The sequence below is a fragment of the Rhizorhabdus histidinilytica genome (assembly GCF_900167915.1).
GTDB classification, from domain to species: Bacteria; Pseudomonadota; Alphaproteobacteria; order Sphingomonadales; family Sphingomonadaceae; genus Rhizorhabdus; species Rhizorhabdus histidinilytica.
In genome coordinates this window covers 477913-494825 of sequence record NZ_FUYM01000003.1, presented here as the reverse complement: position 1 = coordinate 494825, position 16913 = coordinate 477913, and the positions used below count along the sequence as shown (strand labels likewise).

Genomic DNA, 16913 nt, shown 5'->3' with positions numbered 1-16913 from the left:
GCAGTGGCGGAAACCTACGATCTCATCGTCCTCGGTTCGGGCCCCGGCGGCTATGTCGCGGCGATCCGCGCGGCGCAGCTCGGCCTCAAGACCGCGATCGTCGAGCGGGAGCTGCTCGGCGGCATCTGCCTCAACTGGGGCTGTATCCCCACCAAGGCATTGCTGCGCTCGGCCGAGATCTACCATCACATGAAGCATGCCGAGGCGTTCGGGCTTTCGGCGGTGAAGCCAGGGTTCGAACTGGCGAATGTGGTGCAGCGCTCGCGCGGCGTCGCCAAGCAGTTGAACCAGGGCGTCACCGGCCTGATGAAGAAGCACAAGATCGCGGTCCATTTCGGCGACGGCAAGCTGACCGACAAGGGCAAGCTGACGGTCACCAAGGACGGGCAGGCGACCGAGCTGTCGGCGAAGAACATCATCATCGCGACCGGCGCCCGCGCCCGCGACCTGCCCTTCGCCAAGGCGGACGGCGAGCGGATCTGGACCTATCGCCACGCGATGACGCCCAAGGAGATGCCGACCAAGCTGCTGGTGATCGGATCGGGGGCGATCGGTCTCGAATTCGCGAGCTTCTACGGCGACTTCGGCGCCGAGGTAACGGTGGTCGAGATGCTCGACCGCATCCTGCCGGTGGAGGATGAGGAGGTGAGCGCCTTCATGACGAAGGCCCTCACCAAGCAGGGGATGAAGATCCGCCCGTCGACCGGCGTGCAGAAGCTCACCCCCTCGGCCAAGGGCGTGACCGCCGAGATCAAGGACAAGGACGGCAAGGTCACGACCGAGGAATATAGCCACGTCATCGTCGCGGTCGGCATCGTCCCCAATGTCGAGAATATCGGCCTGGAGGAGGTCGGGGTCGAGCCCGACAAGCGCTATCACATCAAGACCGACGAATATTGCCGGACCAACGTGCCGGGCATCTATGCGATCGGCGACGTGACCGACGGCCCCTGGCTGGCGCACAAGGCGATGCACGAGGCGGTGATCGCGGCCGAGCATATCGCCGGCCAGCATCCGCATGCGATGGACAAGCGCAACATCCCGGGCTGCACCTATTGCCGTCCGCAAGTGGCGTCGGTCGGCCTCACCGAAGCGAAGGCGAAGGAGGCCGGCTACACGGTCAAGGTCGGCAAATTCCCGTTCATTGGCAATGGCAAGGCGATCGCGCTGGGCGAGCCGGAGGGCTTCGTGAAGACCGTGTTCGACGAGGCGACCGGCGAGCTGCTCGGCGCGCACATGGTCGGCGCCGAAGTCACCGAGATGATCCAGGGCTACACGATCGGCAAGACGCTGGAGACCACCGAGGCCGAGCTGATGGGCACCGTCTTCCCGCATCCGACGATCAGCGAGGCGATGCACGAGAGCGTCCTCGCCGCCTATGGACGGCCGCTCCACATCTGACGGCATGTCGTTTGTCGACTGCTATCGGCGGTTGGCCGATCATTGCTTGTCTGGCACGCCTGCGCGGCGCGGAGATCGCGCCCGCGCGGGCGTCATCAGGGAGGCTGCCTTGGGCTTGGGAAGACTGTCGATTCTGGCTGGACTGGCGGTGATCGCCATCTTGAGCGGCCATCAGGCGATCGCGTGCGAGCTGTCGCAGCGGCCGAAGCCGGCCGGCAAGCTGGCGCAGCCAGGACGCGACCTGCTCGTCCATCTCCAGAAGCGGCTGGACGACCTGCTCCGCCCGGCCACGCCGAGCTTGACCCCGAGCCGCCGCTTCATCCTGCAATAAGCCAGCCGAACGCCTACGAAAAAGGACGGGCGCGATGGCCCGTCCATGCTACCCGCCCGATATCGCTCCCATCGGCAGGAGCGTGCCCTCTCTGGGATGGAGGGACTTGAAACCCTATTCGGTATCGCCTTCCTCGACCTGCAGCGCGGCGATCTGCGGAAGCGGGCGCAGACTGCGGTTGAGCGCGAAGCCCGAACTGGAGAGCAGTGCGGCCATGTCCTCCGACCGGCCGGCGCTGCGGATCTCGAGCGCGGTGAAGCCGGCATTGAGCAGCGAGGTGATGTCGCGGTCGCGCTGCCAGCCCGACGGCGAGCCGAGCACCACGGCGATCAGCCGATGCCCGTTGCGGACCGCCGAGGCGGTGAGGGTGAAGCCGCTGTCGTTGGTGAAGCCGGTCTTGATGCCATCGACGCCGGGGACGTTGCCCAGCAGCTTGTTGTGGTTCGCCATCCGCAGCTTGCCGTAGCTGAAGCTCTGCTCCGAGAAGCAGTGATAGCGGGTCGGATGGTTGCGGATCATCGCCGCCGACAGGATGGCGATATCCTGCGCCGAGGTGAAATGCCCCGGATTGGGCAGGCCGCTGGCATTGGCGAAGACGGTCTGGCGCATGCCGAGCTGGCGGGCCCTGGCGGTCATCATCCGCGCGAAATTGGCTTCGGTGCCGCCGATCTTCTCGGCCAGCGCCACCGCGACGTCGTTGGCCGACTTGACCGCGACGACGCTGATCGCGTCGGCCACCGACAGCGACTGGCCGATACCGAGGCCCAGTTTGGACGGCCGCTGGCTCGCGGCGAGTGGCGACATCACCACCCGGTCGTCGAGTTTCAGCCGACCGGCATCGAGTGCGTCGAACACCAGATAGAGCGTCATCACCTTGGTGATCGACGCCGGATGGCGGATCGCGGTCGGTTGCTCGGCGTAGAGGATTTCGTTGGTGTCGGCGTCCATCAGCACCGCGGAGAAACGCGGGGCGCCGAGCGGGCTGGCGGCTTCGGCCGGCGCCGTCGTGGAAACCACCAGGGGCAGAGGCATCACGGACATGGGCAAGGCCAGCGCCAGGCAGGCCAACCATCGTGCGAACGCAGATCCAGTCACTATCCAGTCCCCTCTTTATCGACCAGACAGGATTGAATCTAAAGCATTTTCCGGAATCGCGACAGCCGTCCTGAAGCGGCCATTCATGCGCTTCGACTCATTTTAGGCACGGTCGAGCTTGTCGGCGTAGATCAGGCGGCCCGGCCCGAGCCGCGCCATGACCTGTGCCAGATCGCTCTCCCCGAAGGCGAAGCAGCCCTCCGAACGGCCCAGCTTGCCGTGCTGCGCGATCATCTTGCGCTCGGCATACCAGGCGCCGTGGATCACCACCGCGCGGGCGCGGGCATTGCTGTTGGTGGGATCGAGCCCGTCGATCCGGCGCGAGCGGCCATGGTTGCCGTAATATTCCTCGGCGGTGACGAAGGCACCGCTCGACGAGGCGGCCGATCCCGGCGCGTTGGAGAATTTCTGGAGCCAGCCGGTGTGCGACGGATCGGAGCCGCGGCCATGGGCGACGAGCAGGCTGTCGACCTTGCCCGACGCGACGTCGAGAAGATGGAAACGCGGCGCCGAGGACGGATCGTCGAAATCGCAGATGCCGATCAGGTCGCGCACCTTGATGCGGCCGATATGCCGGCTCATGGCGGCCAGCGCGCGAGCCCGGACCTCGGGCCGGAGACGCGGTGCAGGGATAAGGGGGGCCGCGATCGAAGTCCCGCCTGCCGCCAATGCCAGACCGCCGAAAATCCCTGCACCCAGCAATCCGCGCCGGTTCACCGGCGTGTCGATGATATTCCGCAAGATGCCCAACCCGCTCTATAACTGAACTATGTCCGTTATTTAGCAGAGCAGGCTTACCATTTCATTGGCTGACTGGGCATTTGTTCCGGCGCCACGCCACATCGGGCGTGGACTTTGCACGGTTCATCGCTGCGGCGCCGACGGTCGGCCTGTCAGCGACCCGCGACCTGGAGTTCCCCTTCCATCGCCGCGCCCAGCTTCGCAAGCAGCGCCTTGTCGCGTCCGTAGGGATCGCCGACCGAGCGGACGGTGCCGTCCGGATCGGCCTGCGCGGTGAAATAGACGAGGTAGACGGGCACGCTCCGTTCGAGTTGGAGGACCTTCGTCTTGCGGGGATCCGCCAGCGCCTCGTCGAGGCCGTCGCCGCCCTGGAGCATCGCGGCGAGCTCCTCGATATTCTCGACCCGGATGCAGCCATGGCTGAGCGCGCGGTTCTGGCGCGCGAAGACCGCTCGGTTGGGCGTGTCATGAAGGTAGATGGCGTGCGGGTTCGGCATGTCGATCTTGATCCGGCCAAGCGCGTTGCTTGGCCCTGGCGCCTGCCAGGCCGAAACGCTGCCGTCCGCATTGCGGGTCCAGCGGAAGCCCTTGCCGCGCATGCCGCCCGCCTTGATGATGCTCTGTGGCACCGTCCAGCCCGGGTTGGCGACCACCGACTGGGCGTAGAGCTGGAGCTGCGGCGTCGGGGTCTTGGGCGCCCCGACCACGACATTGTAGCTGGCCTCCTCGATTCCGCCGCTGATCACCGAGAGGCGATAGCTGGGGACGTTGACATAGATGTAGCGATCGCCGAGCTCGCGCGGCATCCAGCGCCAGCGTTCGAGATTGGCGCGGAGCTGGCCGCGCAGCGCCTCGTCGCCGCGCGCGTCGGCATAGGCGGCCTTGAGCGCGCGATATTGTTCGTTGTCGGGCAGCAGGCCGCGCAGCCATGAGCCGAGCCGGCCATGGTCGAGAGCCTCGGCAAGGCCGGCGGCGATCCGGTTGGGATCGGTGGGCGGGTCGATGTACCAACCGAGCGCCGCCTTGTCGTCGATCCGGCCATTGGCGTAATCGTGCGCGATCCGCAGCGCCGAGGCGGTGGCGAGCGCGTCGAGTGCGGGACCCTTCTGCTTCGCGGCGACGGCGGCGTGCAGGGCGTCGATATTGTAGTCTGCCGGATTCAGCCCCTCCTCGGTAGATTCCTCGATGACGGAGATGAGGTCGCGGGCGTTCCCGATAGACCATCGGCCGGGCATTTCGTCGGGCGCGGCGGCGACGCTTTCGGGCGACGACATTCCGGCGGGCGCGCGGCCGCCGAAGGTGATGCAGGCGACGGCGACCAGCGGCAGGGCGGCCAGCCAATGGCCGAGACCGGGACCCTTCCGGCGGGGGCGGGCGAAAGCCCGGCTCGACGGTCTGCCGGCCGGGACGGATCGGGTGTCGTTACGCGACATGACGAGCCTCCGTGACGATAGCAGAAGAACGATCGAGGCCGCCTCGCCGATCCCTCGCCCAGCGAAATTCCGGGGAGCGGAACCAAGGAAAGTTGTGGCTCGTTCCGCCAGTGGAAAGGGGGTATTGTCGCGCGCCGGCCGCAATCGACAGGGAACCGATGACCGAACCGCCCGAGAGCCGGCTGATCCTCTTTGCCGCACTGGCCGCCAATCTCGGCATCGCGGTGGCCAAGTTCGTCGCCGCAGCGATCACCGGGTCCTCGGCGATGCTGACCGAAGGCTTCCACTCGGTCGTCGACAGCCTCAACCAACTTCTGCTGCTCTACGGACAGAAGCGGTCGAGCCGGCCTCCCGACGAGCGCCATCCCCTCGGCTATGGCCGCGAGCTCTATTTCTGGAGCTTCGTCGTCGCGATCCTGATCTTCTCGACCGGCGCTGGGCTGTCGATTTACGAAGGCGTCCTCCACATCCTGGACCCTGAACCGATCCGGATGCCGTGGATCAATTATGCCGTACTCGCGCTGTCGCTGCTGCTCGAAGGGGCGAGCTGGGGCATCGCGGTGCGCGAGTTCGGGGCGGCCAAGGGCGAGCAGGGCTGGTGGGAAGCCGTCCGCCGGTCGAAGGACCCGCCGAGCTTCATCGTCCTGTTCGAGGATTCGGCGGCGATGTTCGGCCTGTTCGTCGCCGGTGGCGGTATCACCCTGAGCCTGCTGACCGGCGACGCACGCTGGGACGGCGTCGCCTCGATCATCATCGGCCTCGCGCTGGCCGGCGTCGCACTCGCGCTGGCGCGCGAGTCGAAGGACCTGCTGATCGGTGAGCCGGCCGACCCGGAGCTGGAGGCGGCCGTGCGCGCCGCGGTCGATCGCCGTCCCGAAGTGACCGGAGTCAACGAGATCACCACCGTCCATATTGGCCCGCAGAACATCTTCCTCGGTCTCGCGGTGGACTTCGAGGATGAGGTGCCGGTCGGCCGGATCGAAGCGATGATCGCCGAGGCCGAGGCGGAGCTGCGCGCGCGCTGGCCGTCGCTGCGCGCCATCTATATCAAGCCGCAGGCGAAGCCGCCGGAACAGCCCCCGGAGCAGCCATGATCCTCGTCCTCACCAGTTGCGGCTCGGCGGCCGAGGCCGAGCGGATCGCCGAGGCGCTGGTCGGGGAGCGGCTCGCGGCCTGCGTGCAGATCCTGCCGATGCGCAGCGTCTATCGCTGGCAGGGCGCGATCGAGCGGGCCGAGGAATGGCAGCTCCAGGCCAAGACCCGCGCCGCGCTGGCCGAGCGGGTCGAGGCGCGGATCAAGGCGCTCCACGGCTATGCGCTGCCCGAGATCGTCATGCTGTCGGCCGAGGCATCGGCGGACTATGCCGGCTGGGTGGCGGCGGAGACGGGGGAGGCGGGGGAGGCGGGCTAGAACGGCCCGTGCGGATAGACCCGTTCGTCGATCACGGCCTGTAGTTCGGCGATGCGCCGGTCATAGGCGCGGGCGAGACAGACCCGGTTCGCGCCGCACGCCCGGCGCCGGGTGAGCCAGGCGGCCTGTTCGCGGCGCAGCACGTCGCGCGAGCCCATCGGGACGAAGCGCAGGTCGAGGCCGTAGAGCACCGCCATCCTCACGTCGCGATCGTTGAGCGCGCGGCTCGCACAGACCGCCCGTTCGTCGGCCAGGCGCGCACGGGCGCAGTCGAAGCTGGCCGCGCCGGCGGCCGCGGGGAGGGCGGTGAGGAGGAGGGCGAGAATCGGGCGACGCATGGCAAGGGCCTTTCGATCGGTCGCAGAGACAACGGCTGCCAAAATCCGGCGGTTCCACCGGTTGACCCGACCCGACTCCTTCTCTATAGGCGCGCCCTGCCCGAGGCCGGTCCGCCGGCGCTGGGGCGCTTGAACATTGCCGATGCGTGTGATGGCCCGGGAGGTCGCAAGAGACCGCCGGGGCCTTCGTGCATTTCCGCTTGTCCGGCAACGGGCGGCGGAAGGCGATTCGGGCATCGGTAAAGTAACTCTTAGAGGTGAAGGGCTTCATGCCGACGATCAACCAGCTGATCCGCAAGGGTCGCGAACCGCAGAAGGCCAAGTCGAAGGTCCCTGCGATGGAAAAGAACCCGCAGAAGCGCGGCGTTTGCACGCGCGTCTACACGACGACCCCGAAGAAGCCGAACTCGGCGCTGCGCAAGGTGGCCAAGGTCCGCCTGACCAACAGCCGCGAAGTGATCAGCTACATTCCGGGCGAAGGCCATAACCTCCAGGAGCACTCGGTGGTCCTGATCCGCGGCGGCCGTGTGCGCGACCTTCCGGGCGTGCGCTATCACGTTCTCCGCGGCGTGCTCGACACGCAGGGTGTCAAGGATCGCAAGCAGAGCCGTTCGAAGTACGGCGCCAAGCGTCCCAAGTAAGAGGTAGATCGAAATGGCTCGTCGTCGCCGCCCCGAAAAGCGCGAAATCCTTCCCGACCCGAAGTTCGGGGATGTCGTGCTCAGCAAGTTCATGAACAGCGTCATGCTCGACGGCAAGAAGTCCGTCGCCGAAGGCATCGTCTATGGCGCTCTCGAAACCATCGAAGCCCGCGCCAAGCGCGAGCCGCTGGGCGTCTTCCATGAAGCGCTCAACAATGTGAAGCCGGGCATCGAGGTCCGCAGCCGCCGCGTCGGCGGTGCGACCTACCAGGTCCCGGTCGAGGTCCGTCCGGACCGTTCGCAGGCGCTCGCCATCCGCTGGCTGATCTCGGCCGCCCGCGCGCGGTCGGAGCACACCATGGCCGGCCGCCTGTCGGGCGAGCTGCTGGATGCTGCGAACAACCGTGGCAATGCGGTCAAGAAGCGTGAGGATACGCACCGCATGGCCGAGGCGAACCGCGCCTTCTCGCACTATCGCTGGTAACAGCGACGCGCTTCGGGCCCGCTCCGCATGGGGCGGGCTCGAAAGTGTAACAGTCCGTTCCCATATCGTCGGTGCCGGGTCGGCAAGGCCCTTCCCCGACATCGGAGTTTAAGATCATGGCCCGCAGCCACCCGCTCGAGAAATATCGCAATATCGGCATCATGGCGCACATCGATGCCGGCAAGACGACGACGACCGAGCGTATCCTCTACTACACCGGCAAGTCCTACAAGATCGGCGAGGTCCATGAGGGCACCGCGACGATGGACTGGATGGAGCAGGAGCAGGAGCGCGGGATCACGATCACGTCGGCCGCGACGACCTGTTTCTGGAACGACCACCGCATCAACATCATCGACACCCCCGGCCACGTCGACTTCACCATCGAGGTCGAGCGTTCGCTGCGCGTGCTCGACGGTGCCGTGACGGCGTTCGACGGCGTCGCCGGCGTCGAGCCGCAGTCGGAGACGGTGTGGCGGCAGGCCGACAAGTATCGCGTCCCGCGGATGTGCTACGTCAACAAACTGGACCGCACCGGCGCGAACTTCCAGCGCTGCGTCCAGATGATCAAGGACCGCCTCGGCGCGCGTCCGGCCGTCCTCTACCTGCCGATCGGCATCGAGAGCAGCTTCGTCGGTCTGGTCGACCTGGTCGAGAATCGTGCGATCGTCTGGCTCGAGGAGAGCCTGGGCGCGAAGTTCGAGTATCGCGACATCCCGGACGACATGAAGGACGAGGCCGCCGTGGCCCGCCAGGAGCTGATCGAGCTTGCCGTCGAGCAGGACGAGGCGGCGATGGAAGCCTATCTCGAGGGTAACGAGCCCGACGTCGCGACGCTGAAGGCGCTGCTGCGCAAGGGCACGCTGGCGTTCGACTTCGTCCCCGTGCTGTGCGGTTCGTCGTTCAAGAACAAGGGCGTGCAGCCGCTGCTCGACGCCGTCGTCGACTATCTGCCGAGCCCGCTCGACATTCCCGACGTGCAGGGCGTCAAGCTCGACGGCGAGACCCCGGACTCGCGTCCGGCCGAGGACACCGCGCCGATGTCGGCGCTGGCGTTCAAGATCATGAACGACCCGTTCGTCGGCTCGCTCACCTTCGCGCGCATCTATTCGGGCAAGCTCGAGAAGGGCACCTACCTGAACAGCGTGAAGGACAAGAAGGAAAAGATCGGCCGCATGCTGCTGATGCATGCGAACAGCCGCGAGGACATCGAGGAAGCCTATGCCGGCGACATCGTCGCGCTGGCCGGCCTCAAGGAGACCACCACCGGCGACACGCTGTGCGCGCCGTCGGCGCCGATCATCCTGGAGCGGATGGAGTTCCCGGAACCCGTCATCGAGCTGTCGGTGGAGCCGAAAACCAAGGCCGACCAGGAGAAGATGGGCATCGCGCTCAACCGCCTGGCCGCCGAGGACCCCTCGTTCCGCGTCTCGTCGGACCATGAATCGGGCCAGACCATCATCAAGGGGATGGGCGAGCTCCACCTCGAGATCCTCGTCGACCGTATGAAGCGCGAGTTCAAGGTCGAGGCGAACGTCGGCGCGCCGCAGGTCGCCTATCGCGAATATCTGAAGAAGCCGGTCGAGCTGGTCTACACCCACAAGAAGCAGTCGGGCGGCTCGGGCCAGTTCGGTGAGGTCAAGGTGCAGGTCAAGCCGGGCGAGCGCGGCTCGGGCTTCGTCTTCATCGACGAGGTCAAGGGCGGCAACATCCCGCGCGAATATATCCCGTCGGTCGAGAAGGGCATGAAGGAGACCGCCGAGGGCGGCTCGCTGATCGGCTTCCCGATCGTGGACGTCGAAGTCCACCTGGTCGACGGCAAGTATCACGACGTCGACTCGTCGGCGCTCGCCTTCGAGATCACGGGCCGTGGCGCGATGCGCGAGGCGGCCCAGAAGGCCGGTATCACCATCCTCGAGCCGATCATGAAGGTCGAGGTCGTGACGCCGGAGGATTATCTGGGCGACGTGATCGGCGACATGAACAGCCGCCGTGGCCAGATCCAGGGCACCGACAGCAGGGGCAACGCCCAGGTCGTCGAGGCGATGGTCCCGCTGGCGAACATGTTCGGCTATGTGAACCAGCTCCGCTCGTTCACCCAGGGCCGTGCGCAGTACAGCATGCAGTTCTCGCACTATGACGAAGTCCCGGCGAACGTCGCGGACGAGGTCAAGGCAAAGCTGGCATAATCGGTAATTTGTGGTTATGGGCGCGTCCGCATCGGGCGGCGCGTCCGGCAATTGATTCGAAGAGAAGAGGCAAAAAATGGCTAAGGCTAAGTTTGAGCGGACCAAGCCGCACTGCAATATCGGCACCATCGGCCACGTCGACCATGGCAAGACGTCGCTCACGGCAGCCATCACCAAGGTCCTCGCCGAGACCGGCGGCGCGACCTTCGTCGACTATGCCAACATCGACAAGGCTCCCGAGGAGCGCGAGCGCGGCATCACCATCTCGACCGCGCACGTCGAGTATGAGACCGAGCAGCGCCACTATGCGCACGTCGACTGCCCGGGCCACGCCGACTATGTGAAGAACATGATCACCGGCGCCGCGCAGATGGACGGCGGCATCCTCGTCGTCTCGGCCACCGACGGCCCGATGCCGCAGACCCGCGAGCACATCCTGCTCGCCCGTCAGGTCGGCGTTCCGGCGCTCGTCGTGTTCATGAACAAGGTCGACCTCGTCGACGATCCCGAGATCCTGGAGCTCGTCGAGCTCGAGGTCCGCGAGCTGCTGTCGTCCTACGAGTTCCCGGGCGACGACATCCCCGTCATCAAGGGTTCGGCCGTCAAGGCGCTCGATGGCACCAACGACGAGATCGGCCGCAATGCCGTCCTCGAGCTGATGGCCGCCGTCGACTCGTACATCCCGCAGCCCGAGCGTCCGCTCGACAAGCCGTTCCTGATGCCGATCGAAGACGTGTTCTCGATCTCGGGCCGCGGCACCGTCGTCACCGGCCGCGTCGAGACCGGCATGGTCAAGGTCGGCGAGGAAGTCGAGATCGTCGGCATCAAGGACACCCGCAAGACCACCGTCACGGGCGTCGAGATGTTCCGCAAGCTGCTCGACAGCGGCCAGGCCGGCGACAACATCGGCGCGCTGCTCCGCGGCGTCGGCCGTGAGGAAGTCGAGCGCGGCCAGGTTCTCGCCAAGCCGGGCTCGATCACCCCGCACACCGAGTTCTCGTCGGAAGTCTACGTGCTGTCGAAGGAAGAGGGTGGCCGTCACACGCCGTTCTTCGCCAACTATCGTCCGCAGTTCTACTTCCGTACCACGGACGTCACCGGCACCGTCGAGCTGCCCGCCGGCACCGAGATGGTCATGCCCGGCGACAACGTGAAGCTCGGCGTCAAGCTCATCGCCCCGATCGCCATGGAAGAGGGCCTTCGCTTCTCGATCCGTGAAGGCGGCCGCACCGTCGGTGCCGGGGTTGTCAGCTCGATCGCGAAGTAATATAGCGCGTTCAAACGGGCCGGCCGGCCCCCTCGGGGGTCGGCCGGTTCGCTTTTGTTGATTATAGGTTGGAAAGCGGCACTATTGCCGCACGGCTCTTTCGCATCGGTGTAGGACATGGAAACGCAGAATATCCGTATTCGCCTGAAGGCATTCGACCATCGTGTGCTCGATCAGGCTACCGGCGACATCGCCGATACCGCCCGCCGTACCGGCGCGCTCATCCGTGGTCCGATCCCGTTGCCCACCCGCATCGAGAAGTTCACCGTGAACCGCGGCCCGCACATCGACAAGAAGTCGCGCGAGCAGTTCGAGGTGCGGACCTACAAGCGGCTGCTGGACATCGTGCAGCCCACCCCGCAGACCGTCGACGCGCTGATGAAGCTCGATCTCGCCGCGGGTGTTGATGTCGAGATCAAACTGGCCTAAGAAGCCGGCTCCGCGCGGGACCGAATCGGGCCCGCGCTCGTCGTTTCTCTCCCCGGCTTCGTCCGGCGCGATCGAGAAGCGACGGGAGGAGTAGGGATACCGACCGGCCCGCTCGATCGAGAGGTGCCGGTGTCCTGGTCCCCGCCCTTCGCAGCGATGCGAAGAACCGAGCCCGGGCGGGGGTCATCGATCATTGGGCTGGAGGCTTCGGTTCATACCGAAGCTTTTTTCGTTGGCACGCTCGCCGCTAACGCGAGCCTCTGTTGGGAAGGAACGGATCATGCGCACTGGCGTGATCGCGAAGAAGATGGGGATGACCCGCCTGTTCCAGGAAGATGGTCGGCACGTGCCGGTCACCGTCCTGGCGCTGGAGAATGTACAGGTCGTGGCTCGCCGCGAGCAGGACCGCGACGGTTACGTCGCCGTCCAGCTCGGCGCCGGCTCGGCCAAGCCGAAGAATCTCACCAAGCCGGAGCGCGGCCATTTCGGTAAGGCCGAGGTGGAGCCGAAGGCGATCCTCGCCGAGTTCCGCGTGTCGGAAGACGGCCTGCTCGACGTTGGTGCGGAGCTCTCCGCCGACCATTTCGTCGCCGGCCAGTTCGTCGACATCTCGGGCCGCACCCAGGGTAAGGGTTTCGCGGGCGGCATGAAGCGCTGGGGCTTCGGCGGTCTGCGCGCCACCCACGGCGTTTCGGTCTCGCACCGCTCGCTCGGTTCGACCGGTAACCGCCAGGATCCGGGCCGCGTCTTCAAGAACAAGAAGATGGCCGGCCACATGGGTGACAAGCAGCGCACCCAGCAGAACCTCGAGATCGTCCAGACCGACGCCGAGCGCGGCCTGCTCTTCGTCAAGGGCTCGGTGCCCGGTTCGAAGGGCGCCTGGCTGCTCGTCAAGGACTCGGTCAAGGTTCCGGCGCACAAGGATGCGCCGTTCCCGGCCGGCCTGAAGGTCGCCGCCAACAGCAACAGCGCGCCTGCCGAGACGCCCGCGGAGGAAGTCGCGGCTCCCGAGGCCACCGAAGGCCAGGAGGGCTGATAGATGAAGGTCAAGGTCCAGACCCTCGACGCCAAGGCGTCGGGTGACATCGAGCTCAACGACGATGTCTTCGCCGTCGAGCCGCGCGCCGACATCCTCGCGCGCGTCGTCCAGTGGCAGCTCCACAACCGTCGCGCCCCGGCGCGTGCGGCGCGTGAGCGTTCGGACGTCGCCCGCTCGGGCAAGAAGTTCGGTCGCCAGAAGGGCGGCGGTACCGCCCGTCACGGCGATCGCCGTGCTCCCGTCTTCATCGGCGGCGGCAAGGCCCATGGCCCCCGCGCCCGGGTGTTCGAGAGCAGCCTCAACAAGAAGGTTCGCGCGCTCGGCCTGAAGATGGCGCTGTCGTCGAAGGCCAAGGACGGCAAGCTGGTCGTGGTCGACACGCTCGAGCTCAAGGACGCCAAGACCAAGGCGCTCGTCGCGAAGATCGGCAAGCTCGGCTTCGGCGCGACCGCGCTGGTGATCGACGGCGAGGCGGTCGACAACGGCTTCCAGCTCGCTTCGTCGAACATCCACACGATCAACGTGCTGCCGGCGATCGGTGCCAACGTCTACGACATTCTGAAGCATGAGACGCTGGTGCTGACGCGCGCCGCGGTCGAGAAGCTGGAGGCGCGCTTCAATGGCTAAGAAGGAAGCCGTGGTGGACAACCGCCACTATGACGTGGTGCTCAAGCCCCACATCACCGAAAAGACGACTTTGCTCTCCGAGCACAACGCCGTGGTGTTCCAGGTTGCGGGCGATGCCAGCAAGCCGGAGATCAAGGCCGCTGTCGAGGCGCTGTTCAACGTCAAGGTCACTGGCGTGAACACGATCGTCTCCAAGGGCAAGACGAAGCGCTGGAAGGGCACGCCCTACCGCCGCTCCGACGTGAAGAAGGCGATCGTGACGCTGGCCGAGGGCCAGTCGATCGACGTGACGACGGGAATCTGACGCCATGGCGCTGAAGCATTACAACCCGACGAGCCCGGCCCGCCGCGGCCTGATCCTCGTCGACAAGTCGGGCCTCCACAAGGGCAAGCCCGTCAAGGCGCTGACCGAAGGCAAGCGCAAGTCGGGTGGCCGCAACAACCAGGGCCATGCGACCGCGCGCGGCATCGCCGGCGGTCACAAGCAGAAGTATCGCATCGTCGACTTCAAGCGTCGGAAGTGGGATCAGCCCGCGACCGTCGAGCGTCTGGAATATGACCCGAACCGTTCGGCCTTCATCGCCCTGGTGAAGTATGAGGACGGCGAGCTGGCCTATATCCTCGCGCCGCAGCGTCTTGGTGCCGGTGACGTCGTCGTCGCCGCCAAGAAGACCGACACCAAGCCGGGCAACGCGATGGAGATCGGCCAGGCTCCGGTCGGCACGATCGTCCACAACGTCGAGATGAAGCCCGGCAAGGGCGGTCAGATCGCGCGTGCGGCGGGCACCTATGTGCAGATCGTCGGCCGCGACAAGGGCATGGTGATGGTTCGCCTGAACTCGGGCGAGCAGCGCTACATCCGGTCGGACTGCATGTGCACCGTCGGTGCCGTGTCGAACCCGGACAATGCGAACCAGAACCTCGCCAAGGCCGGTCGCAACCGCTGGCTCGGCCGTCGTCCGCTCACCCGCGGCGTCGCCAAGAACCCGGTCGACCACCCGCATGGCGGCGGCGAAGGCCGCACCTCGGGCGGCCGTCATCCGGTGACCCCGTGGGGCAAGCCCACCAAGGGTGCGCGGACCCGCCACAACAAGGCGACCGACAAGTTCATCATCCGTTCGCGCCACGCGAAGAAGAAGAGGTAATCCATGGCCCGTTCCATCTGGAAAGGTCCGTTCGTCGATCTCCACCTTCTCCGGAAGGCGGAAGGCGCTCAGGACAGTGGCGCGCGCGCTCCGATCAAGACCTGGTCGCGTCGTTCGACCATCTTGCCGCAGTTCGTCGGTCTGACGTTCAACGTCTACAACGGCCGCAAGTTCGTGCCGGTTTCGGTCTCCGAGGAAATGGTCGGTCACAAGCTGGGTGAGTTCGCGCCGACGCGCTACTTCCCCGGCCACGCCGACAAGAAGGGTAAGCGCTGATGTCGAAGCCCGCAGCTCCCCGCCGGGTCGGTGAGAAGGAGGCCCTCGCGGTCGCCACCACCGTTCGCGGCAGCCCGTACAAGCTCAATCTGGTCGCGGGCCTGATCCGCGGCAAGAAGGCCGGCGACGCGCTCAACATCCTGACCTTCTCGAAGAAGGCGATGGCTGTCGACGTGCGCAAGGTGCTCGCCTCGGCGATCGCCAATGCCGAGAACAACCACAACCTCGACGTCGACGCGCTCGTCGTGAAGGAAGCTTCGGTCGGCAAGTCGATCGTCATGAAGCGCTTCGCCACCCGCGGCCGCGGCAAGTCGACCCGCATCATCAAGCCGTTCGCGCGCCTCCGGGTCGTCGTTCGCGAGCAGCAGGAAGAGGCTGAATAACATGGGTCAGAAGTCCAACCCGATCGGCATGCGGCTGCAGATCAACCGCACCTGGGACAGCCGCTGGTATGCCGACGGCGCCGATTACGGCCGCCTGCTGCTCGAGGATCTCAAGATCCGCAAGCACATCATGAAGGCGATCCCGCAGGCGGCGATCTCGAAGGTCGTGATCGAGCGTCCGGCCAAGCTGTGCCGCATCTCGGTCTATGCTGCGCGCCCGGGCGTCATCATCGGCAAGAAGGGCGCCGACATCGAGAAGCTGCGCCGTGCGCTCGGCAAGATGACCTCCTCGGACGTCTCGCTGAACATCGTCGAGATCCGCAAGCCGGAGATCGACTCGAAGCTCGTCGCCCAGGGCGTCGCCGACCAGCTCGAGCGCCGCATCGCCTTCCGCCGCGCCATGAAGCGCGCGGTGCAGTCGGCCCTGCGCCTCGGCGCCGAGGGCATCCGCATCACCTGCGCCGGCCGTCTGGGCGGCGCGGAGATCGCCCGCACCGAGTGGTATCGCGAAGGCCGCGTGCCGCTGCACACGCTGCGTGCGAACGTCGACTATGCCGAGGCCGAAGCCCACACCGCTTATGGTGTGTGCGGCATCAAGGTCTGGATCTTCAAGGGTGAGATCCTCGGCCATGATCCGCTGGCTCAGGACCGGCTCATGATGGAAGCTCAGACGTCGGGGGTCCGGCCGGCGCGGTAAGGGGCTACCCTTATCAGCGTCGCCTGATCGACCGGACAATCGGTGTCAGAAGGCGATAGAAAATGCTGCAACCAAAGCGCACCAAATTCCGCAAGGCCCACAAGGGCCGCATCCATGGCAACGCGCCGGGCGGCGCGTCGCTGAACTTCGGCGCGTTCGGCCTCAAGGCCCTCGAGCCGGACCGGATCACCGCGCGCCAGATCGAGGCGGCCCGCCGCGCGATCACGCGTCACATCAAGCGTCAGGGCCGCTTGTGGATCCGCATCTTCCCGGACGTGCCCGTTTCGTCGAAGCCTGCCGAAGTCCGCATGGGCTCGGGTAAGGGTTCGCCGGAGTTCTGGGCCGCCCGCGTCAAGCCCGGCCGCATCCTGTTCGAGCTCGACGGCGTTCCCGGCCCGCTCGCCCGCGTCGCCTTCGAGCGCGCGATGGAAAAGCTGCCGATCAAGACCAAGGTTGTCGCTCGCTTCGGCGAGTCGATCTACGAGGACAAGTAAGATGGCGAAGATTGCCGATCTCACTGCCAAGACCGACGACCAGCTGGCCCAGGAACTGGGCGAGCTGAAGCGCGAGCAGTTCAACCTGCGCTTCCAGGCGGCGACCAGCCAGCTCGAGAAGCCGAGCCGCGTGAGGGAGGTCCGCCGGACCATCGCGCAGATCAAGACCCTGCAGACGCAGCGCGCCGCTGCGGCCGCGAAGTAAGGAGCGCCAGCCATGCCGAAGCGCGTGCTGACCGGAACGGTGGTCTCCGACAAGACCGACAAGACCGTGGTTGTGAAAGTCGAACGTCGCGTGAAGCACGCGCTGTACGGCAAGATCATCAAGCGGTCGAAGAAGTATCACGCCCACGACGAGACCAACGAGTATCGCGAGGGTGAGACGGTGCGCATCGAAGAGACCGCGCCGATTTCGAAGCTCAAGACGTGGAAGGTGATCGAGCGGGTTGATACCCACGCGACGCCGAACCACGCCTGATTAGTGGAAGGGTC

The 16913-nt window shown here is 66.1% G+C and carries 23 protein-coding genes; 19 read left to right on the top strand and 4 right to left on the bottom strand.

All coding sequences use genetic code 11. The features are described 5' to 3' along the window. The first annotated feature begins 3 nt into the window (after window positions 1-3). A complete protein-coding gene (lpdA, locus tag B5X82_RS09200; RefSeq protein WP_079647838.1) occupies window positions 4-1401 on the top strand; it encodes a dihydrolipoyl dehydrogenase in 1398 nt (465 codons plus the stop codon). A gap of 109 nt (window positions 1402-1510) precedes the next feature. Then, a complete protein-coding gene (locus B5X82_RS09195; protein WP_235862640.1) occupies window positions 1511-1732 on the top strand; it encodes a hypothetical protein in 222 nt (73 codons plus the stop codon). Window positions 1733-1846: 114 nt separating this feature from the next. Here B5X82_RS09195 and B5X82_RS09190 read toward each other — a convergent pair whose 3' ends face one another. From B5X82_RS09190 to B5X82_RS09180, 3 genes are all read right to left on the bottom strand, one after another. After that, a complete protein-coding gene (locus B5X82_RS09190) occupies window positions 1847-2773 on the bottom strand; it encodes a D-alanyl-D-alanine carboxypeptidase family protein (protein ID WP_079647919.1) in 927 nt (308 codons plus the stop codon). A gap of 156 nt (window positions 2774-2929) precedes the next feature. Continuing rightward, window positions 2930-3568 (bottom strand): murein L,D-transpeptidase catalytic domain family protein, encoded by a 639-nt coding sequence (locus tag B5X82_RS09185; protein ID WP_079647918.1) that lies wholly within the window; start codon window positions 3566-3568, stop codon window positions 2930-2932. Between the two features lie 152 nt (window positions 3569-3720). Continuing rightward, window positions 3721-5001 (bottom strand): L,D-transpeptidase family protein, encoded by a 1281-nt coding sequence (locus B5X82_RS09180; RefSeq protein WP_079647837.1) that lies wholly within the window; start codon window positions 4999-5001, stop codon window positions 3721-3723. Between the two features lie 158 nt (window positions 5002-5159). Here B5X82_RS09180 and B5X82_RS09175 point away from each other — a divergent pair, with 158 nt between their 5' ends. Then, the gene (locus B5X82_RS09175) at window positions 5160-6095 is read left to right on the top strand and encodes a cation diffusion facilitator family transporter (RefSeq protein WP_079647836.1); all 936 of its coding nucleotides are present in this window, start codon (window positions 5160-5162) and stop codon (window positions 6093-6095) included. Beyond that, window positions 6092-6412, top strand: coding sequence for a divalent-cation tolerance protein CutA (gene cutA, locus B5X82_RS09170; RefSeq protein WP_079647835.1), 321 nt, complete (start codon window positions 6092-6094; stop codon window positions 6410-6412). Before B5X82_RS09175 ends, cutA begins: the two co-directional genes overlap by 4 nt. Here the strand turns inward: cutA and B5X82_RS09165 are convergent. After that, the gene (locus B5X82_RS09165) at window positions 6409-6750 is read right to left on the bottom strand and encodes a lysozyme inhibitor LprI family protein (RefSeq protein WP_079647834.1); all 342 of its coding nucleotides are present in this window, start codon (window positions 6748-6750) and stop codon (window positions 6409-6411) included. The two genes, cutA and B5X82_RS09165, sit on opposite strands and share 4 nt — an antisense overlap. A 269-nt stretch (window positions 6751-7019) precedes the next feature. Between B5X82_RS09165 and rpsL the strand changes: the two genes are divergently transcribed. The 15 genes from rpsL to rpsQ all read left to right on the top strand — a co-directional run bounded on the left by rpsL (window position 7020) and on the right by rpsQ (window position 16899). After that, window positions 7020-7391, top strand: a complete 372-nt coding sequence (gene rpsL, locus B5X82_RS09160; protein WP_011952201.1) for a 30S ribosomal protein S12 — start codon at window positions 7020-7022, stop codon at window positions 7389-7391. Between the two features lie 13 nt (window positions 7392-7404). Continuing rightward, window positions 7405-7875, top strand: a complete 471-nt coding sequence (gene rpsG, locus B5X82_RS09155) for a 30S ribosomal protein S7 (protein WP_047166106.1) — start codon at window positions 7405-7407, stop codon at window positions 7873-7875. A 116-nt stretch (window positions 7876-7991) separates the two neighbouring features. Continuing rightward, window positions 7992-10064: an elongation factor G gene (gene fusA / locus B5X82_RS09150; protein WP_079647833.1), complete on the top strand. Its 2073-nt coding sequence runs from the start codon at window positions 7992-7994 to the stop codon at window positions 10062-10064. Between the two features lie 76 nt (window positions 10065-10140). Then, complete coding sequence (gene tuf, locus B5X82_RS09145) at window positions 10141-11331, top strand: elongation factor Tu (protein ID WP_079647832.1); 1191 nt, start codon at window positions 10141-10143, stop codon at window positions 11329-11331. A gap of 117 nt (window positions 11332-11448) precedes the next feature. Continuing rightward, a complete protein-coding gene (gene rpsJ / locus B5X82_RS09140; RefSeq protein ID WP_011952197.1) occupies window positions 11449-11760 on the top strand; it encodes a 30S ribosomal protein S10 in 312 nt (103 codons plus the stop codon). Between the two features lie 280 nt (window positions 11761-12040). After that, window positions 12041-12796, top strand: coding sequence for a 50S ribosomal protein L3 (gene rplC / locus B5X82_RS09135; protein WP_079647831.1), 756 nt, complete (start codon window positions 12041-12043; stop codon window positions 12794-12796). A gap of 3 nt (window positions 12797-12799) precedes the next feature. Next, entirely contained in the window at window positions 12800-13426 is a 627-nt protein-coding gene (gene rplD / locus B5X82_RS09130) for a 50S ribosomal protein L4 (protein WP_079647830.1), read from the top strand. Then, the gene (locus B5X82_RS09125; RefSeq protein WP_079647829.1) at window positions 13419-13730 is read left to right on the top strand and encodes a 50S ribosomal protein L23; all 312 of its coding nucleotides are present in this window, start codon (window positions 13419-13421) and stop codon (window positions 13728-13730) included. Before rplD ends, B5X82_RS09125 begins: the two co-directional genes overlap by 8 nt. 4 nt (window positions 13731-13734) lie before the next feature. Continuing rightward, window positions 13735-14571 carry a 50S ribosomal protein L2 gene (gene rplB / locus B5X82_RS09120; RefSeq protein ID WP_079647828.1) on the top strand — a complete coding sequence of 279 codons (837 nt, stop codon included), beginning with the start codon at window positions 13735-13737 and terminating at the stop codon, window positions 14569-14571. A 3-nt stretch (window positions 14572-14574) separates the two neighbouring features. Then, window positions 14575-14847: a 30S ribosomal protein S19 gene (gene rpsS / locus B5X82_RS09115; RefSeq protein WP_011952192.1), complete on the top strand. Its 273-nt coding sequence runs from the start codon at window positions 14575-14577 to the stop codon at window positions 14845-14847. Next, window positions 14847-15230 (top strand): 50S ribosomal protein L22, encoded by a 384-nt coding sequence (gene rplV / locus B5X82_RS09110; protein WP_011952191.1) that lies wholly within the window; start codon window positions 14847-14849, stop codon window positions 15228-15230. Before rpsS ends, rplV begins: the two co-directional genes overlap by 1 nt. Window position 15231: 1 nt before the next feature. After that, entirely contained in the window at window positions 15232-15927 is a 696-nt protein-coding gene (rpsC, locus tag B5X82_RS09105; protein WP_011952190.1) for a 30S ribosomal protein S3, read from the top strand. Window positions 15928-15989: 62 nt separating this feature from the next. Then, on the top strand, window positions 15990-16421 hold the full coding sequence (rplP, locus tag B5X82_RS09100) for a 50S ribosomal protein L16 (protein ID WP_011952189.1): 432 nt from the start codon (window positions 15990-15992) through the stop codon (window positions 16419-16421). A gap of 1 nt (window position 16422) precedes the next feature. After that, window positions 16423-16626, top strand: coding sequence for a 50S ribosomal protein L29 (gene rpmC / locus B5X82_RS09095; protein WP_079647827.1), 204 nt, complete (start codon window positions 16423-16425; stop codon window positions 16624-16626). 12 nt (window positions 16627-16638) lie between these two features. Continuing rightward, a complete protein-coding gene (gene rpsQ, locus B5X82_RS09090; protein ID WP_047166114.1) occupies window positions 16639-16899 on the top strand; it encodes a 30S ribosomal protein S17 in 261 nt (86 codons plus the stop codon). Window positions 16900-16913: the final 14 nt, after the last annotated feature.

Excerpts from the sequence above, each read along its gene's own strand:
- rpsL (WP_011952201.1), top strand. The coding sequence starts at position 7,020 with ATGCCGACGATCAACCAGCTGATCCGCAAGGGTCGCGAACCGCAGAAG.
- rpmC (WP_079647827.1), top strand. The coding sequence starts at position 16,423 with ATGGCGAAGATTGCCGATCTCACTGCCAAGACCGACGACCAGCTGGCC.
- rpsS (WP_011952192.1), top strand. The coding sequence starts at position 14,575 with ATGGCCCGTTCCATCTGGAAAGGTCCGTTCGTCGATCTCCACCTTCTC.
- rpsC (WP_011952190.1), top strand. The coding sequence starts at position 15,232 with ATGGGTCAGAAGTCCAACCCGATCGGCATGCGGCTGCAGATCAACCGC.
- rplV (WP_011952191.1), top strand. The coding sequence starts at position 14,847 with ATGTCGAAGCCCGCAGCTCCCCGCCGGGTCGGTGAGAAGGAGGCCCTC.
- B5X82_RS09125 (WP_079647829.1), top strand. The coding sequence starts at position 13,419 with ATGGCTAAGAAGGAAGCCGTGGTGGACAACCGCCACTATGACGTGGTG.
- rplP (WP_011952189.1), top strand. The coding sequence starts at position 15,990 with ATGCTGCAACCAAAGCGCACCAAATTCCGCAAGGCCCACAAGGGCCGC.
- rpsG (WP_047166106.1), top strand. The coding sequence starts at position 7,405 with ATGGCTCGTCGTCGCCGCCCCGAAAAGCGCGAAATCCTTCCCGACCCG.
- tuf (WP_079647832.1), top strand. The coding sequence starts at position 10,141 with ATGGCTAAGGCTAAGTTTGAGCGGACCAAGCCGCACTGCAATATCGGC.
- fusA (WP_079647833.1), top strand. The coding sequence starts at position 7,992 with ATGGCCCGCAGCCACCCGCTCGAGAAATATCGCAATATCGGCATCATG.
- B5X82_RS09165 (WP_079647834.1), bottom strand. The coding sequence starts at position 6,750 with ATGCGTCGCCCGATTCTCGCCCTCCTCCTCACCGCCCTCCCCGCGGCC.
- B5X82_RS09175 (WP_079647836.1), top strand. The coding sequence starts at position 5,160 with ATGACCGAACCGCCCGAGAGCCGGCTGATCCTCTTTGCCGCACTGGCC.
- B5X82_RS09180 (WP_079647837.1), bottom strand. The coding sequence starts at position 5,001 with ATGTCGCGTAACGACACCCGATCCGTCCCGGCCGGCAGACCGTCGAGC.
- rplB (WP_079647828.1), top strand. The coding sequence starts at position 13,735 with ATGGCGCTGAAGCATTACAACCCGACGAGCCCGGCCCGCCGCGGCCTG.
- B5X82_RS09190 (WP_079647919.1), bottom strand. The coding sequence starts at position 2,773 with ATGTCCGTGATGCCTCTGCCCCTGGTGGTTTCCACGACGGCGCCGGCC.
- rplD (WP_079647830.1), top strand. The coding sequence starts at position 12,800 with ATGAAGGTCAAGGTCCAGACCCTCGACGCCAAGGCGTCGGGTGACATC.
- cutA (WP_079647835.1), top strand. The coding sequence starts at position 6,092 with ATGATCCTCGTCCTCACCAGTTGCGGCTCGGCGGCCGAGGCCGAGCGG.
- rplC (WP_079647831.1), top strand. The coding sequence starts at position 12,041 with ATGCGCACTGGCGTGATCGCGAAGAAGATGGGGATGACCCGCCTGTTC.
- rpsQ (WP_047166114.1), top strand. The coding sequence starts at position 16,639 with ATGCCGAAGCGCGTGCTGACCGGAACGGTGGTCTCCGACAAGACCGAC.
- rpsJ (WP_011952197.1), top strand. The coding sequence starts at position 11,449 with ATGGAAACGCAGAATATCCGTATTCGCCTGAAGGCATTCGACCATCGT.